Source organism: Haemophilus sp. THUN1691 (genome assembly GCF_059704425.1).
Map to the genome: position 1 here is coordinate 157,793 of NZ_AP046578.1, position 17,771 is coordinate 175,563.

Sequence of the window (17,771 nt, forward strand, 5' to 3'; positions counted from 1 at the left end):
AGTTTATCTCATCAAAAACGGCGGATATTCTGCCAAATCCCCGCGTAAGTGCCGAGCCAGCAGCATTGCCTGAATATACGGCAGCAGCCCAATTTCTACTTCCTCACCCAAAAACGGATGAACAATCTTTTCCTGCTTTTTTGCCTGCAAAGCTTGGAATAACAGCTTACGTGCCTCTGCTTTCAAACTTACCGCGCCGCTTGTCTCGGTAACAAAATCCTGCGGTTTGATTTGCCCGCGGTTAATCAGCGACAACACCAACCTGTCCGCCCACCACGCTCGGAATTCTTCCAAAATATCCTGCGCCAAACTGTCGCGCCCCGGTCGGTCGGCGTGCAGAAAACCTACCTGCGGATCAAGCCCCACGCCTTGCAGCGCGCCGCTGATGTCCTTGCCCAAAATGCTGTACACAAACGACAACAGCGCATTCACCCCGTCTCTGGGCGGACGGCGATTGCGCCCGTCAAAAGTAAAGCCGCTTTTTTCGCTTAAAAGCTGCCCGAACACGCCGAAATAACGCGCCGCCGCATCGCCCTCAATACCGCGCACCACGTCCAGCTCCGCCACGCCCTTCAACTGCCGCAGCGAAATGTTTAAAGAATCGACCGTATCTTGAATCGCCGCATTCTCGCCGTAATTGCGAATCTGGCGCTGAAGCACCCGCTTACTCGCCTGAATCTTCGCCGCAATGATATTGCGCGCAATCGGCACAGGATTTTGCTCCGACACCCGATACTGCGTCCGCCGCAACAGCACATTGCCGCTCTGCCGCCCCTGAAGCCGCCCCAAGAAACGTCCGTTTTCGGTAAAAAACGCCAAATTCACATTATTTTCACCGCAAAACCCCAGCAAAAACGGCGACACCAGCACATTGCCAAAACAGAAAATATGCCCGATAGAATGCACTGGCAACTGCGCCACCTTCTTGCGCTCCTGCTCCACCACAAGAGTCTCCCGCTCCTTATGCAGATAGCTGCCTTGGGTGGTGATGTAGAGCGTGTTTTGCAGTTTGCGCATGGGGAAACTCCTGGGATTTTGATCGCACTTGGTAAGGGTAATAGTTGGACTGTCTAAAAAATAGTAGGTCTGATATTCAATCTGAGCAGACAGCAAAATTATTTATTTTTTAAAATATTCATTTAAGTTATCAAATATAACGTTCATGTCTTCCCGATATTTTTCTTGGATAGTTCTATCTTTATCTAGAATCCCCTGTTTTTCATTTACTGCCTTACGGGCTTCTTTAGTTCGAATGTCATCCGCAGGGATAATTTGAAAATTATAATGAGGGAATGTTTCTTTTAAACTAGCAAATTCTTTTTGTTTATCACCATCAAAAATAACAGCGACCTTTTTAAAACCAAGATCCTTTGCAATATTACATAAATTCGGAATATTTCCAGCTCCACCAGCACCCCATCCAAAAAAACTTCCTTGGATTTCTTTTCCTAATTGCTTAGCAATTTCAGGATATAAAATAACATCTTCCTGCCCTTCAACAAGAATGATTCCATCTTCCTGAAAAAAGAATTCACGAGCATCTAATCCCCAAGTATGTGGGTTATATAAATTACCATTTGCTAATTTATCAATTAGACTCCTTGAGTCATCAGACAATTGAAAAATCTTAGTTCCTTCTTTAGTAGAAATAACCCTGACTAAGGCAGCACCATTCGATAAAGCAAAAATATCTGCAAAATATGGAGAGTGTGTTGAAATAATAATTTGTCTGTCTTGAGAATATTTAACAAATAATCTACACAGACGTTTTTGCAATGATGGATGTAAAGAGAGTTCTGGTTCATCAATAATAATTACATCTCCAGGTTTAGAGTCATAAAGTGCATCAACAATAACAAAAATACTAACGATACCTTCCCCTATACCATTACTTGAATGGCTATGTTTACCGGAAATAAATTTTAAAAAATATTGTGATTGTTCATTTTGATCAATTGCCCATTCAGGCCTAAATCCCAAGACCTGTTCTAAAATATCATCATAATCATTTTTTATTTCATTATCTTTCTCTATTAAAAACAGCCTATTAGAGAACTGATCCAGCATTGAACTTCTTTTAGCTTGAAATCCATTTGAATAGATGTAGTTATCTCTAGTTGTATTGCTCTTACTAAAATATGGTTCAAAAGCTCTTCTTGACGGCACAACAAAAAATTTTACTGCTGTATTTTTATTAGTAAATTCTGTTTCGGATGATCCTTTTCGTACAGACTTCAAAATTTCATTATGTCCATTGTTAAAATTATATTGAATATTTACTTCTTCATGTAAAGAGTTCCTTGTACCATTCGGAAAACTTGGTGCAGCTCCATAGAACCCTTCTCTAGCTTTTAAACACTCAATAATTGATGATTTACCTGCATTATTAGAACCTGTAATAATTGTAAATCCACTACCAATATTAATCAGATCTGGCATAGCAAAACTGATTAATTGCTCCTGTTGAAAACCTCTATAACCTAGAATTTTCATATTTTTTAAGTACATAACTAAAACCTTTTAAATTTAATAAAAAATAAAATTACACGCACTCCCCAAACAACCCCTCCACATACCTCACACTCCTATCCCGTTTCCCCAACAACTCCGGCTGGCAAATCTCCACCAGCGAGCAGGCTTTGCAGCGTTTGCCGTAGTCGGGCGGCGGGGTTTGTCCGCTGTTTAGGAGTTCGCGGACAGCGGCGATGGTGGCGAGTGTTTGGGCGCGCAGGTCGTCTGAAAACACGACGGGGACGCGGTGGCGGGTTTGCATATACCACAGCGCGCCCTCAGAGACGATTTGCCCCGTCATTTCTTCCAAGCACAAACCTTGGGCACAAAGCTGGATTTCGTCCATCGGGTCGGGTTTTGGCTTCCCGCGTTTGTATTCCACGGGTTTCAGGCTGCCTGTTTTCATTTCCACTTCCACCAAATCCAATACGCCGCTGATGCACAGTTTCTCCGCAGATACATGCACCGTCCGCTCAAAGCGCACGCCCTTGCGCGTTTCCGGTTCGCCCGAATCCACCCGCTCGTGCAGCGCCTTGCCCTGCGCGGTCAAATAGTTCTCCGCCCACGCCTGCTCGTTGTGAATCAACGCGCATTGACGCGGACAGAAAGCGTAGTGTTGCAGGGCAGAAAGGGGAATCAGGCGCGTGTCCTGATTTTCCCCTTGGGTTTCGGTTAAAAGTGCGGTCATTTTCAGCCTAATTTACGCAGCAGCTTGGTTTCGCCAAGATTTTGATTGTCCACCCTGACAAGGTAATCGTCAAAACTCCTTGCTACTTCTGCACCGTCCTTTTTGACTACCTGAATGCGTTTGAACAGACTATCAGCAGGCGCATCACCTAGATTATTACTGTGTTCGAACACATAAAGTCCGCGTGCGTTCATTTGTCCGCGTGCGGCGGAATGGTCGTGGTCAAACATATTGACAAGTGCCTGCCAAAACAGCTCTAAATCACTTTCGGAAAAGCCTGTTTGTTTGGCGAAATGGGCAGAAATAAAGCCTTGGCAGCGGTATAAGCCGTAAGGTACGGTGAATTTGCGCCCCATGGTACGGTTGTCGCCGGTTTCACTGGCATCTTTTTCGTTGGTAACCGCCATGCGGGTAATGCTGTGTTCCAAGGTCATGACAGGATCGATAGAGCGAGAAAAAGTCAGTTGCACGGGACCGCGCACTTGTCCTGCATTTTTGCCGGTAGTCATCACTGCGCCGAATGTGCGGATGTCGTAATAACGGCTGCACATGTATTGGCGGGCAGCTTCGGTTTTCTCGCCTTTTTCTTTGCCTTTTACGTTTTCCTGCTCGTGGGCTTCGTCAATCAGGTTGTTCAAAATGCCTTTTTCGCGGATAAAGATGTCGTGATGTTCGCCATTTTGGGTCATTTGGATAAAGTTGCGGACTTTGCGTTTCAGGCAAACATCGGTTACCAAACCTTCGCCAGTTTGCGGGTCGATACGCGGCAGGTTACCTGCGTCAGGATCGCCGTTGGGATTGCCGTCTTGCACATCAAATAAAAAGACAAAGTCGTAGCGTTTTTCAATAGTCATAGCATTTGCTCCTTATGCGGTTTTCGCTTCGTTGAACAGGTTTTTCAATGCGTCTTTGGTAAACAGGAATTGGGTTTCGTGATAATAACCAATGGCGAACAAGCCTTGCTGTTCCAAATTCAAATGGTTGGGAAATCTCTGGCAATGTTCTAAAACCTGTCGGATTTCCCATTGCAGTTGTACGGCACGTCCTTCAAATTCCAGCTTGTTCAAATGGTGCGGCAACAAGCGCATCAGTGTGCCGAATACGGCAATCGGCGTACTGCTTGCCGAACCGAAATAGCGGTCAGCAATGGTGGCGTTCAAGCCGGGATTGGCTTCGGCCTGTGTTTTTTCCAGCACGGCAAACAGCCGTCCCAGCACATAGCCGATGTCTTGACGGTTTCTATCTAAGCTCATAGTTAGCTCCTTCATGTTTTTCAGACGACCCGCGCGGATTGCGCGATTGATATAGGCTTTAAGCAGACTTGCCCTGCCATAGGTAATTTTCTGTTCCGCCTTGTTGCGCTGCAAAGCAGCCTGCAACAGGCTGACGGACAAAACGCGGTTGTTGAGTGCGGCATCGGTTATTTGGGCAATTAGATCGGACGGCAGGTTTTCCATTTTGCCGTCCAACACCAAATTGCCCAGCAGGCGCGGCAACGGCATATATTCGGGGTATGGTGAGTTTTCGCCACGCACCATCTGCAAATCGTCATACCACGCCGCAATGCTTTCGGATAAGGCGGCAACGGTGGTTTCGTGCCAAAAGCGGACGACAATCCGCGCGGAATTGGGTGATAGACCTAAAAGGTAGAATTTTTCTTTGCCGTCGGGTTCTGTGTATTTCCCGTTGTACAAGCTTTTATAAAGCGATTTGACCGCATCAATATGGGCATCGGGATTGTCCTTGCCGCCGCCGTTAATCAGAGAAGCAAGATGCTCTTCCAACGGAGTTGGTTTCGCACTCCAACAGATGGCTGTTACATCGCCGATACGGAAGCGGTTTTCGCTAGCAAGCAGGGTATTTAAGGCGGTGGTGTATTCGAACATGGCTTGTTCGCCCACAGGAAAGATAAAGCCCTGCTCTTTGCCGTATGATTCAAAAGCCGACAGATTTACCGATGTAAACGGGGCGGGCTTGGCGTTCACACCTTTCACGGCGTTATGCAGCCGCGCAATCGGCGCAGGTTTGCCCGTTACTAGGCAAATGCCTTTGGGAATGTTATCGGATTGTGCCTGATTAGCTTGACTCACATATGCCTGAACCGCCTTTGATTGACAAACCAAATCTACTGCTTCGTCCACCAAGCGAAAGCTGAGATTACAGCCTTTGACTTTGGCACATTCCGCCCAATTTGCGGCCTGCATGACTTTGCTTTTTTCTTCCGCAGAAGACAGAAAGGCGACAACGGCGGCAACACCTGCATCATCGGGCAACGCCTGTTTCAATTCGTTTACATTGGTGGTAAAGCTGGCATGCTGTTTATCCGCCTGCTCCTGCCCTTTTTCTCCGGCATAGGCAAGCACATAACCGTAGTGATCCCACAATAAATTGCTTACTTCGTAGGATTTTGAACCGCTCCTGCCCAAACCTTTCGGCACTAAAAAAGTGCGGGCAACTTTTTTCTTGTTTTTCAACTCACGAGTATCTTCAAGCTGAATAAATTTACCCTGTTTGTCTATAACAATAACGAACGGGATTTCTTTGTTTTCAAACCCTTCTGGGGCAACACTGCCATCGCTTTCGGCTTTGCGTTGGTAGTATTGGGTGAGTGCGTGCAGAATCATCGTTTCACCTCCTCGCTGTCGGCTGGGGGCACAGTAATCACACCGTTTACCGCTTTGCATTGGTAAAACATTGGCTCGGCATTATTTGAATCGCGCGGATCGGATTTGCTGAAATCCATGTCGTACAGCATAAAGCCGAAATCTTGGGTAATGTCTTCGCGTGGCAATCCATCTTCGGCTTTTTCCAGCAGCCTGAAATGGCAGGGAAACTCGCGGCAACCCAAATAAGGTTGGTGGAAATACTGCCCTTTTTTCGCGCGCCGCTTGAACATTTCGGCAAATTTGACGTAGTTGTCGCCCTCACCTGCTTCGCTTGTCATGTCAAAATCGGCGTGGATGCGGTAGGCAACGTCTTTCAGCAGCATGGATGCGCGCTGCTGGCGGTTGTCTTCAATATAGAGCGAGCCGCTGCGTTCACTCATTTTGGTTCCCACTTCGTTACGTCGGATATTTGTCCACTGAATCGGTTTTAGGATTTCTATCTTCAAGACCTTCCAGCGAATGGCCGGCTTCCACAATATCGCCATTAAGATGTTTCTGGCGGCAGACGGCGTGATAACAGGGTAGCTTACCCTCTCCACCTTAAGCTCCGGCCTGGTGAAGCAAGCCAAATCGCCGCTAATTTCTAAGATAAAACTCATATCATCTCCTTATTGCTTTCATTTCATAAAACCGAATTTTCAGGTAGCCAAGCCGTATCATCAAAATCCGCACCAAGCACCGCTTTGTAATAGCCCTTATCTAACACCAACAATCCTGCTCTGGAAAAAACGGCATGTTCAGGCAACTTTTTCAGTTCGTGTTCGTACACAGTAATCGTGTAGCGTTGCAGCTTGCGGTAAACCCATTTGTGTTTGAGCGGGTCGCTTTCCAACAGACCGAACCAGCTTTCAAACGGCTCGGGCAGCGGTGGTTGGTCGGTCTGCCCGAAGGAATTGTCGGTTGGCTGCGGAAAGCGTTGTTTGTCCAAAACATCCTGCCATTCTGAAACTTCCACGCCGTCCAAATGTCGTCTGAAAAAATCGTCCAGCTCGTTTGCTTTGACGATTTGCGGAATGCCGCCTTCTTCCCAATGAGCCAATGGGATAAACGGCACAACGAGTGCCACGCCTTGGTTATCAATTAGGCGGAAACGTTCGGCTGCAGTGCGGAATTTGATTGCCAGCGGATTTTCATTTGATGATTCTGCCGTCAAGAGTCTTGCAATGTCGTGTTTATCCACATCGCCTTTGCCGTTGAAACGGCAGAAATATTCGGTAAATGCCGACGGGGAAAGCGGGTCGCCGAGCAGCCCTGCTTTCAGCATCTCTTCGGTAATGTCCTGCCCCTGTTTTAGGCTGCCGCTGGGCGCGCCTTCTTCGGCACGGAATACTACTACTTCACCCAACTGTGGCAGTTTGCCTTCACGGTTGCACCGTCCCGCCGCTTGGGCAATACTATCCAGCCCTGCCATCGCCCGATAAACGCAAGGAAAATCCAAATCCACGCCGGCTTCAATCAACTGCGTGCTGACCAGCCATAAGGACTTGTGCAAGCTGCCTGCGCGATACAGTGCCAAATATCGGCGAACCAACGCAATCACTTCGCTTCGGTGCGTAGCGCACATATTGGCGGACAAATGTAGCCTGATTCCGTTAGAAGGCAGGGCGGCAAAGAGTTTTTGGGCGTGCTTTCGCGTATTGACCACTGCCAAAACACACGGACGCGCGGCTATTTCATCGGCAATTTCCTGCCAGCTTTGCGTTTCGCCGTTTGGCGGCGGCATTTTGATGCGGACGCGGCGCAGTTTTTCCGATAAGGCGATTTTATCCGTCACAATCTCGCGCATGTCCGGCAGGCCTTCCAAAATAGTGCGACCGAATGCGTCGATATTTTTGCCAAGCTCCGGTTGGGTTGCCGTGCACAGCACAAAGGTAACGCCGTAATCGCGCGCCAACACCCGCATCATGTCGGTAATCGGCTTTTGGAAATCGCGCGGAAGCTGCTGGGCTTCATCCAAAATCACCACGCTATCGGCAATATTGTGAATCTTGCGGCAACGGCTGGTTTTCGCCGCAAACAGGCTTTCAAACAGTTGCACATTAGTGGTAACAACCAGCGGCGCGTCCCAATTTTCCGTAGCAAGACGAGTTTTCGCTGTTTCCTTATCTTCTTTCACTTCTAAATTGCTATGGTGTTCCAATACCACGTCATTGCCTAATGCTTTGCGGAAAACATTGGCGTTCTGCTCGATAATACTGGTGAAAGGAATAGCATAGATAATACGTTTTTTGCCAAATTTCAGCGCGTGCTTCAAAGCAAACCCCAAGCTCGCTAAAGTTTTACCGCCACCGGTCGGCACGGTTAAAGAAAACAAAGTGCGGTCGGTTTCTGCGGCAGAAAAACATTGCTGCAAAATGGCATGGCGTTCTTGATTTAAGAATGAATCTTTATCTGATTCCTCATGAAGTTGCGCCATATATTGCTCATATCGTCGGTGCAACTCATCCAAACCGGGAAATTTTGGGCGCAATCCAGCAGCCTGCGCAGCATCCGTATCGGCATAGCCGTTCATAAAGGCTTCGGTATCCAAAAAATCGGCATCCACCAAACAGGAAAAGAGAAAACGCAGCCAAATGTGCAACTCTTCCAGCTTTGCCCCGTCTTCCCAAAACGCAAAAAAATCCCGCATCAAGTCATCATCGGATAACGGGAAAAAATCTTTGGGCAAACCGCTCTCCGCCAAGCCCGACAAAGAGGCCTCCAATTCATTATCTGCCTGTTGCAGACGATGCTTTAAGCTCCCCTTATCATACCAATCCGCTAATCCCGCATGGTGTCCTGCAATCAGATATGCCAGCAAATGCCCGAAAAATGGATTTAGACGTTCTACCGCATATTTGGCACCGGCAGTGGAATGCGGAATTTTGTGCAACTTGGTAGATTCGACATCTTCCAAATGGGCATTTTCTTTTTCAAAGCCGGATGCATTACGGATATATTTCTGAAAAGCTTCCTGAAATTTCCCCAAATCGTGCAAAAGCCCCGCATATTCGGCAAACAACGCCCCATAACGCCCTGCAAAACGCTTGGCGAGTTGAGCGACTTTTTTCAGGTGATTTTGTAGTAAATGAGAATGCCAATTTTCTGATGAGTCTTGGCGAGCGTGGGCTATATAGTCGAAATTCACATCGATTCTCCAAATTTGAAACGTGCAAAATTTAACGAACAAGCCATATAAATAGCTTGAGGTGTTGAGAAATCGAAAATCTGTGGAATGAGGTCGTCTGAAAACTCATCGGTGGTCAGGCGCATAACGGCGGCTTGGGTGGCAAGTTCAGACGGGGCTTTCCATTGTTCTTCGGGCGCGAATATCCATACAAAGCTGTTTTCAGGTAGCCTTTTGCCTTCGCGGTTGCAGCGTCCGGCGGCTTGCGCAACACTGTCTAAGCCTGCTTCGGCGCGCATCACCAGCAGAAAATCCACATCAACGCCGGCTTCAATTAAGGAGGTGGCGATGACGCGGCAGGGTTCGCCGTTTTTCAGACGACCTCGGATCTCATCAAGTTTTTGGCTGCGGTGTTTGGCACACATTAAGGTGGTCAGATGGAATGTGCCTTCAAGGTGTTTGGCTTGGTCGTACAGGCTGCGGGCGTGGCGGCGGTTGTTGACGATGACGAGCATTTGCGGGTGTTCGGCAAGTTTGGCGAGCAGGTCGGCGTCGGTTTGTGTGCCGATGTGTTGCACGGTGGTGCGGCGCAGTTTGTCGAAAAGTGCGGTCGGTTTTGGGGCGATTTCGCGCACGTTTTCAAAGCCGCGATAGAAGCCGTTTTCGGCTTGCACAGCTGGCTGGGTGGCGGTGCACATGACGACGCTGCAGCGGTAGTTTTGCGCCAATTCTTTGATGGCTTGCATGATAGGCAGCAACAGATTGAGCGGCAGCATTTGCGCTTCGTCGAGGATGATGACGGAGCCTGCGATGTTGTGCAGCTTGCGGCAGCGCGAGGAGCGGTCGGCAAAGAGGGATTCGAAGAATTGCACGGCGGTAGTCACGACAATCGGCGCGTCCCAGTTTTCCGAGGCGAGGCACAATTTGTCTTTGGTGGCCTCATTTTGCAGTTTGCCGTCGTCGAAGGTGCTGTGGTGTTCCAACACGGCTTGTTCACCCAATTCGCCAAAGGCTTTGCGAAACTCAGCGGCGTTTTGCTCGATGATGCTGGTGAACGGAATGACGTAAATTACGCGCCGCATGCCATGCTGTTTGGCGTGTTCCAGCGCGAACGCCATGGAAGTGAAGGTTTTACCTCCGCCGGTCGGCACGGTGAGCGTGAACAGCCCTTGCGGTTGTACCGTTTGTTCTACAGCATGATCGAGAATTTCGCTACGCAGGCGGTTTAAGGCGGCATTGCGTTTTTCGGCTTTGGTTTGCTCTGGGGCTTGGGCGATACGTCGTCTGAAATTGTTGATAAATTGATTGAAATTGTGTTGTAAGGCGTTTAAATCGGGATAACCGCCGCGCTCGACGGCTTTGTTTTCTAGGTTTGAATAAAAGGCTTCGGTGTCAAGATAATCAGCATCCACCAAGCAGGAATAGAGCATTCGGGTGAAAAAGGCGTAGGAGAAAAAAGGATGATGCGCGTCGGCTTTGAGTGGCGGTGCGGACAGGTTTTGAGGGAGCTTGATTTCTTGTTGCCATAGGTTATCGAGGGTGGGAATATCTGCACCGAACTGCAACGCCAAACGATGTTTTAACGTGCGGCGGTTATCGCCTTCGCCATTTCCATTTGCCAGCCCGGCATGATGCCCCGCAATGCAAAACGCCATCAGCTTGCCGATAACATTTCCCCAACGCTCGATGGCAATTTTGGCTCCGGCAGTGGCATGATCGACTGATGAGCCACCATGCAATCGGTGATTAAAGGCTTCTGAATATTTCCCTAAGTCATGAAGCCGTCCCGTCTGGCAGGCAATTTCCTGCGCACCGAATACCCGAGCAAACTCCGCCGCCATTTCGCCCACATTGACTGAATGGCTTTGTAAGGTTTGCCAATGTTCGTAAGGTAAGAGATTGCCGAGTTCGTCTTGCGCGGAATGGGCGTAGTAGAGAGGCTTAGTAAACATAAAAATAATCCCTTATATTTATGATTATTATTTGGCCTAATCTACTCCTAATCCTCTTTTAATTCAACCATGTTTACATTGATAAATTTTGAGATTAAATCATTTATATTTTAAATAATACGCTACTAATGCCGCCCGCCAAAAGGTGGTTTTGCAAACCAAATCACAATAAACAATCCTAAGAATCCCATAGCTGATAACCAAAATATCTCATTTGCGCCAATAATAAATCCTTGCGATGTTATTTGTTGAGCGAGGTAAGCTGAAGTTTGGGCATCACTTAAACCAAATTGATTCATTTGATGGTAAAAACTTTGGGAAATTGGGTTATAAGGATTAATGTGTTCTGTTAATTGAGTATGGTGAACAGCTTCACGGTTATACCAAATAAATGTGGTTAAAGATGTCCCTACAGAACCCGCTAAAGTTCTCAAGAAGTTAAATAAGCTAGATGCAGAAGCCATTCTATGCGCAGGCAAGCCAGACAGCGTTATTGTGGTAAGCGGCATAAAGAAACAGGCCACGGCCAAACCTTGCACTAATTGTGGTAAAGCCACATCAGCAAAGGTCATTGATGGCTCGAAAGTCACCGCTCGCCAATAAAATGTTATTGCATATACAATAAAACTTATCGTCACTAAAATTCGCATATCGATCTTATAACCGAAACGCCCAATAATCGGTGAAAGCAAAATTGGGAATAATCCAACTGGGGAAGCCGCAAGCCCAGCCCACGTCGCGGTGTAATGGAAGACTTGTTGTAGCAAGAGCGGAATTAATACCACAGAACCTAAATAAATCAAAAAGGCTAAACTGGTGCATAAACACCCTACGCTAAAATTACGAGAATGGAAAAGCGAAATATCTACTACAGGATTATCATCTGTCAATTCCCAAATAACCAAAGCAATCAGACAAACAACAGCAACAACAGCTAATATAATGATTTCATTAGAATTAAACCAATCTTGCTCACGCCCCTGATCAAGCATTAATTGCAAACATCCCACGCCTAAGACAAGTAAAACTAAACCGACTTTATCAATGGGTTGATGAACAATTTCACTTTCTCGGCTACCCAAAATCTTCCAGCTGATTAGCACAACTAATAAACCAATCGGAACATTAATAAAGAAAATCCATCCCCAGTGGATATTATCACTAATCCATCCGCCTAAAATTGGACCAAAAATAGGCGCAACCACAATAGTCATTGACCAAAATGCCAATGCCATTCCACGTTTTTCTGGCGGGTAATTATTCAATAATAAACTTTGCGAAAGAGGAATCACAGGGCCTGCTACAGCGCCTTGAATGACGCGAAAAATAATTAAAGCCTCAAGATTATCTGCAATCCCACAAAGCCAAGAAGAAACAACGAATAAAAAAGTTGAGACTAAAAATAACCGCACTTCGCCAAAACGTTTTGCTAACCAACCTGTTATTGGAATAGAAATCGCATTTGCAACCCCAAAAGAAGTAATTACCCACGTACCTTGACTAAAAGATGCGCCAAGATCGCCCGCAATAGTAGGAATCGCCACATTTGCTATCGTAGAATCTAATACCTGCATAAAGGTGGCGAGAGATAAAGCCAGCGTTAATAAAATCAGGGCACCACCTTGAATAGGCGGGAATTTTTTTGCGGAATTGTCCATAACGCCGCCTTAATGGCTGTTTTGCTGAATGATAGATTCAATCAAATCTTCTACCGCACTTTCATCATATTTAAGTGTATCAGTAGCAAATAAAGTTTTCGGTTCTGATTTTTCTCGCAACATTGGACCAGATGAATCTGCAATTCTTACTTTTGCCGTTGCAGAAAGACCAATTCGTAATGGGGTTTCAGCAAATTGTTGTGGATCTAATTTAATTCGCACAGGTACACGTTGCACCACTTTAATCCAGTTACCTGTAGCATTTTGTGAAGGCAAAAGAGAAAACGCATTGCCAGTCCCCATTTCAATACCATTTATCACGCCATCAAATTCTTTATTTTTACCGTATAAATCAAAATGAATTTTCACCGGCTGGCCAATGCGCATATTCGTTAATTGGGTTTCTTTGAAGTTAGCTTCTAGCCACATTTGTTCATTAGATACCACCGCCATTAACGCGCCACCCACTGAAACGGCTTGTCCAACTTGAGCATTACGACGTGCCACATAGCCATCAATTGGACTTCTAATTTTTGTACGTTGTAAATTCAACCAAGCCTGTTTGAGTGAGCTCATTGCATTCTGTATTTGCGGTTGTTGACGTAATGGAACGTTACTCAATAAAGCCTGATTGGCCGCTAATTGATTTCTAGAAGAATTTAAATTTGCTTTGGAAAGCTCAACGGCTTCTTTTGCATGTTGGAAAGATTCTTTATCAATTGCACCCATTTTTTCAAGTTGAACTCGGCGTGCCAAATTGCCTTGTGCTTGAGCTAAAGAAATTTCATTGGCGTGCACAGCTGATTGCAATTGTTGCACAGTGAAACCGAGTTGTTCTACCTGACGTACAGCATTGGCGAGATTGCTTTTGGCCTGTTCAAAACTAAGTTTTGCATTCGTATCATCCAATTCAACTAGAATATCACCTGCATGGACTTTATCCATATTGTCAGCATTAATCTTCGCTACATTGCCCGCAACTTGTGATGACACCATCACTTGATTTCCACCCACATAAGCATCTTCTGTTTCTTCAAAATCTTTCAAGAAGAAAAACCAATACAAAGCACAAGCAATACCAATAATAATCAGGAGAAGAATAAAAATGCTTAAGCCTTTTTTACGGTTAGTTTTATTTGATACAGATTTAGTTGATGGGGTTTCAGTTGCAGTTTGCGTCATAATGCCTTCCCTAAGTTGGGATAATGTTTAAAAATGAGATATTTGAGATAACCTTTAAAACTATCAAAAATAAAAATGAAGGGTCATTATGAAACTTTAAAAAGGGGAACTCAAGGGAAATCATCATCTCTTTATTTTCTAGATTAATCAATGCTCTAAAAATATAGTCTCATTAATTTGATTTATTTTCGTGTAAGAATCAAAAATCGACAATCATAGTGATTTTGTTCATCCGCCTTACGATATTCGTCAAATTCAATTTCCCACTCATCCCAATTCACTTGAGGGAAAAAAGTATCACCATCTAGTTCTGCCTGAATTTGAGTAAGGTATAACTTATCTGCTTGTGGCAAATATTGTTTGAATAACTCTCCCCCACCAATCAACATAATTTCATCAAAATCTCTGACAAAATCGACCGCACTTTCAAGGCTATCTTTCCATACCACGCCTTCTCGTTCAAAGGGCTGACGAGAAAGTACAATATTAATGCGTTTAGGTAGCGGGCGACCAATACTTTCAAACGTTTTACGTCCCATGATAACAGGTTTGCCAGTGGTGTTCTGACGAAACCACGCTAAATCTGCAGGCAAGTGCCAAGGCATTTGGTTATCTTTACCAATCACGCTATTTAATGTCGTCGCCACAATTAAACTAAATGTCATAAATCCCCCTAAAATTTGCTGTTACTATACCTGATATTAGGTGATTTTTCATTGATTTAGTGATAACGTTAATGCCAATTTTAAGAAATTTGGAAACGACTATGAATAAAAAAACAATCGTAGTGAAATTTGGTACAAGTACCCTAACACAGGGGTCGCCAAAACTGAATTCACCGCACATGATGGAAATCGTTCGTCAAATTGCGCAATTGCATAATGATGGATTTCGTATAGTGATCGTTACTTCTGGCGCTATTGCAGCGGGTCGCCATTATCTGAATCATCCTCAATTACCCCCTACTATTGCATCAAAGCAACTGCTTGCAGCGGTTGGCCAGAGCCAATTAATTCAGGCTTGGGAAAAATTATTTGCTATTTATGATATTCATATCGGACAACTTTTATTAACTCGTGCCGATATTGAAGATCGTGAACGTTTTTTAAATGCGCGAGATACTTTACACGCACTTTTAGATAATCACATAATTCCTGTAATTAATGAAAATGATGCGGTGGCGACCGCAGAAATTAAAGTTGGCGATAATGACAATTTATCTGCATTAGTCGCTATTCTTGTTCAAGCGGAACAACTTTATTTATTGACTGATCAACAAGGTTTATTTGATAGTGATCCGCGTAAAAATCCTGGAGCAAAATTAATTCCAGTTGTAGAACAAATCACGGAGCACATTCGCTCAATCGCAGGTGGCAGTGGGACTAATCTTGGCACTGGAGGAATGATGACAAAAATCATTGCTGCCGATGTTGCAACTCGCTCTGGAATTGAAACAATTATTGCACCAGGTAATCGCCCAAATGTGATCGCTGATCTTGCTTATGAACAAAATATTGGTACAAAATTTATTGCCCATCAATCTGATCGATTAGAAAGTCGCAAACAATGGCTTTTCGCTGCGCCATCTGCAGGCATCATCACTGTTGATGAAGGGGCCCAAAACGCCATTCTTGAACAAAATAAATCCTTATTACCCGCTGGCATTGTTAACGTGGAAGGACGTTTTTCGCGTGGTGAAGTAGTCAAAATACGCACTCAATCGGGTAAAGACATTGCACTAGGTATGCCACGCTATAACAGCGATGCTCTACAATTAATTAGGGGCCGAAAATCAGCAGACATTGAAAATGTTTTAGGCTATGAATACGGTGCAGTAGCAATGCATCGTGATGATATGATTATTTTGTAATAATTCTTAATGAAAAAATCCCAACTAATTGCACCGCACTTTTAGTTGGGATCTTTTATTCAATAATGCAATTTAAGGTATCAAGATAACTCAACAATGTTAGATTAGAATTACATACCAATTACAACACAATCCGCTACACTTTTAGCTTTACTTTGCGCTTGCACTGCAGTATCCCTACTAGAAAAACCAGCTATACGAACACGGTTCCACTCGCCATTCACTTGTACTTGTGCATTTAACCCAGTCATTGATAAGCGTCCTTGCAAATTTTCAGCTTGCGCTCTATTTTTGAAAGCGCCACATTGTAAACCGAATTTTTTACCACCGTTCAAATTATCCGTAGTTTTAGGTTGTTCAACCTTTTTAGCTGTCTCAATTTTTGGTTGTTCTTGTTTTTGTGTAGATTCAGGTTGCACTGTTTCTGTTTTTACTGCTTCAGACTTTTTCGATTGCTCTACTTTTTGTGCTGCTTGTACTTGTTGAGCTTTCGCCGTTTCTACTGCACGTTGTTGCTCCGCTAATTTACGAGCTTCCTCCGCAGTTTGTTGTTCTTTTTCCATTTGAACTAGAACTTGGCGTTGTTCTTCGGTTAAACGCATATTTTGCTCTACACTTGTAAGTTTATTATCAACAGGAACAGTTCGAGTTTCTAATGCTTTGATATAACTCCAAACTTCCTCTGGACGATTAGGTAAGACACTTTTAGGTTGCGTTTTTTCTTGTTGTGTCGCAGCCTGTTGCACTACAGCTTCGCTATTTTTATTTTTCAACAAATAAAGTCCTACGCCAAAAGCCAACACAATGACTAAAGCGAGGATGATCAGAATATTCTTATTCTTTTTTGTTTTTTTCTTATTATTTGAACCGCGACGCGCGGCAAAATCTCGGTGAGCCACAATAAATTCCTAAATTTTAAGTAATATTTTAATAATTTAATAAAACTTGCTAAGTTTACTGAAAAATAGGCTTTAAATAAAGACTAACATCAATAGATTATCGTGTATAAACATAAAATAAAAATACCGCACTTATTAGATAAGTGCGGTATTTTTTCACAATATTTTGAGAAAATTATTTCTCGTCTTTGAATCCTGACTCAACGCCACTCATATCAGGTAATTGGTGCGCAATACCTTTATGACAGTCGATACAAGTTTTACCTTCAGTCTTCATTTTTTCATGCATACGTGCTGCCACAGAACGTTGATCGTTAAAGTTCATACGATCTACTTTATGACAGTTACGGCATTCTTTAGAATCGTTAGCTTTCATACGAGCCCATTCGTTTTCAGCCATTTCTAAACGATGTGCATTGAATTTTTCTAAGGTATCCACTTTTCCAGTATAGTGAGCAAATACTTCTTTCGCCGCAACAATTTTACGTTTCATTTTTGCGCCAAATTCATGCGGCACGTGACAATCTGGACAGCTTGCGCCCACACCTGTACGAGTTTGATAATGCACGCTATGCAAATATTCTGGATAAGCATCTTGAGTATGACAACTCGCACAGAACTGCTCTGTGTTAGTTTTCTCTAGACCATAGTTAAAACCAACCCAAGAAAGAATACCACCAATAGCTGATAAAATAATAATCGTACCTATCGCCATACGGCTTGGTTTTCTAAACCATTGCCAGAAACGCTTTAAGATATTTGGTTTTTTCTCAGACATATAGACCTCTTAAATTAGTTTCCGTAACCTTTCATCGGTTTGAAATCATTTGGAACAATCGGATCTACGTTTGACTGAGAAACGTGACATTGTAAACAGAAATAACGACGTGGTGATGAGCTTGAACCCACTTTACCATCACGATCCATAAAGTGAGTTGGGCTGATTCGAGTTGCACCACTCAAACGAGAATTTTCTGGACTGTGGCAATTTAAACATTGGTTCGCATTTTTTGTCACTTGATAATTTGCAACACTATGTGGAACCATTGGAGGTTGGTTTACATAGTTTAATGCTGGTAATTCACCTTGACGCGGTGCATTATGAAATGCTGGAGCAATATTTTCTGCAGCTTGCGTTAAATCTTTTCCCACTGCTGGTGCATCAGATGCCATCAGTGAGCCAGCAAAAAGTGCGGTAAATAATCCCGCTAAAATTTTAGATACCTGTTTAGTCATATT

General features: G+C 44.4%; 15 protein-coding genes. 1 reads left to right on the forward strand and 14 read right to left on the reverse strand.

What is annotated here, in order from left to right:
* Window positions 1-3: 3 nt before the first annotated feature.
* From cas1c to folA, 11 genes are all read right to left on the reverse strand, one after another.
* A complete protein-coding gene (cas1c, locus tag AC6H0J_RS00785) occupies window positions 4-1,017 on the reverse strand; it encodes a type I-C CRISPR-associated endonuclease Cas1c (RefSeq protein WP_118817181.1) in 1,014 nt (337 codons plus the stop codon).
* A 102-nt stretch (window positions 1,018-1,119) separates the two neighbouring features.
* Complete coding sequence (locus AC6H0J_RS00790; protein WP_118817182.1) at window positions 1,120-2,508, reverse strand: ATP-dependent nuclease; 1,389 nt, start codon at window positions 2,506-2,508, stop codon at window positions 1,120-1,122.
* Between the two features lie 34 nt (window positions 2,509-2,542).
* Window positions 2,543-3,199, reverse strand: coding sequence for a CRISPR-associated protein Cas4 (cas4, locus tag AC6H0J_RS00795; RefSeq protein ID WP_118817183.1), 657 nt, complete (start codon window positions 3,197-3,199; stop codon window positions 2,543-2,545).
* 2 nt (window positions 3,200-3,201) lie between these two features.
* Window positions 3,202-4,053, reverse strand: coding sequence for a type I-C CRISPR-associated protein Cas7/Csd2 (gene cas7c / locus AC6H0J_RS00800; protein ID WP_118817184.1), 852 nt, complete (start codon window positions 4,051-4,053; stop codon window positions 3,202-3,204).
* A 12-nt stretch (window positions 4,054-4,065) separates the two neighbouring features.
* The gene (cas8c, locus tag AC6H0J_RS00805; RefSeq protein WP_118817185.1) at window positions 4,066-5,823 is read right to left on the reverse strand and encodes a type I-C CRISPR-associated protein Cas8c/Csd1; all 1,758 of its coding nucleotides are present in this window, start codon (window positions 5,821-5,823) and stop codon (window positions 4,066-4,068) included.
* On the reverse strand, window positions 5,820-6,464 hold the full coding sequence (gene cas5c / locus AC6H0J_RS00810) for a type I-C CRISPR-associated protein Cas5c (protein WP_118817186.1): 645 nt from the start codon (window positions 6,462-6,464) through the stop codon (window positions 5,820-5,822). The genes cas8c and cas5c overlap by 4 nt, the downstream gene beginning before the upstream one ends.
* A gap of 23 nt (window positions 6,465-6,487) precedes the next feature.
* Complete coding sequence (gene cas3 / locus AC6H0J_RS00815; RefSeq protein ID WP_118817187.1) at window positions 6,488-8,992, reverse strand: CRISPR-associated helicase Cas3'; 2,505 nt, start codon at window positions 8,990-8,992, stop codon at window positions 6,488-6,490.
* Window positions 8,989-10,923 (reverse strand): CRISPR-associated helicase Cas3', encoded by a 1,935-nt coding sequence (gene cas3 / locus AC6H0J_RS00820; protein WP_497512710.1) that lies wholly within the window; start codon window positions 10,921-10,923, stop codon window positions 8,989-8,991. Before cas3 (AC6H0J_RS00820) ends, cas3 (AC6H0J_RS00815) begins: the two co-directional genes overlap by 4 nt.
* A 125-nt stretch (window positions 10,924-11,048) precedes the next feature.
* Window positions 11,049-12,581, reverse strand: coding sequence for a DHA2 family efflux MFS transporter permease subunit (locus AC6H0J_RS00825; RefSeq protein WP_118817188.1), 1,533 nt, complete (start codon window positions 12,579-12,581; stop codon window positions 11,049-11,051).
* A 9-nt stretch (window positions 12,582-12,590) separates the two neighbouring features.
* Complete coding sequence (locus AC6H0J_RS00830) at window positions 12,591-13,763, reverse strand: EmrA/EmrK family multidrug efflux transporter periplasmic adaptor subunit (protein WP_118817189.1); 1,173 nt, start codon at window positions 13,761-13,763, stop codon at window positions 12,591-12,593.
* A 182-nt stretch (window positions 13,764-13,945) separates the two neighbouring features.
* Window positions 13,946-14,428, reverse strand: a complete 483-nt coding sequence (gene folA, locus AC6H0J_RS00835) for a type 3 dihydrofolate reductase (protein ID WP_118817190.1) — start codon at window positions 14,426-14,428, stop codon at window positions 13,946-13,948.
* 101 nt (window positions 14,429-14,529) lie between these two features.
* On the opposite strand from folA, the gene proB reads away from it, so the two are divergent.
* A complete protein-coding gene (gene proB / locus AC6H0J_RS00840) occupies window positions 14,530-15,633 on the forward strand; it encodes a glutamate 5-kinase (protein ID WP_118817191.1) in 1,104 nt (367 codons plus the stop codon).
* Window positions 15,634-15,743: 110 nt separating this feature from the next.
* Here the strand turns inward: proB and ftsN are convergent, their stop codons facing one another.
* The 3 genes from ftsN to AC6H0J_RS00855 all read right to left on the reverse strand — a co-directional run bounded on the left by ftsN (window position 15,744) and on the right by AC6H0J_RS00855 (window position 17,768).
* Entirely contained in the window at window positions 15,744-16,532 is a 789-nt protein-coding gene (gene ftsN, locus AC6H0J_RS00845; RefSeq protein ID WP_046938665.1) for a cell division protein FtsN, read from the reverse strand.
* Between the two features lie 175 nt (window positions 16,533-16,707).
* Window positions 16,708-17,310 carry a cytochrome c3 family protein gene (locus AC6H0J_RS00850; RefSeq protein WP_005632140.1) on the reverse strand — a complete coding sequence of 201 codons (603 nt, stop codon included), beginning with the start codon at window positions 17,308-17,310 and terminating at the stop codon, window positions 16,708-16,710.
* Between the two features lie 14 nt (window positions 17,311-17,324).
* The gene (locus tag AC6H0J_RS00855; RefSeq protein WP_005636511.1) at window positions 17,325-17,768 is read right to left on the reverse strand and encodes a nitrate reductase cytochrome c-type subunit; all 444 of its coding nucleotides are present in this window, start codon (window positions 17,766-17,768) and stop codon (window positions 17,325-17,327) included.
* Window positions 17,769-17,771 lie beyond the last annotated feature (3 nt).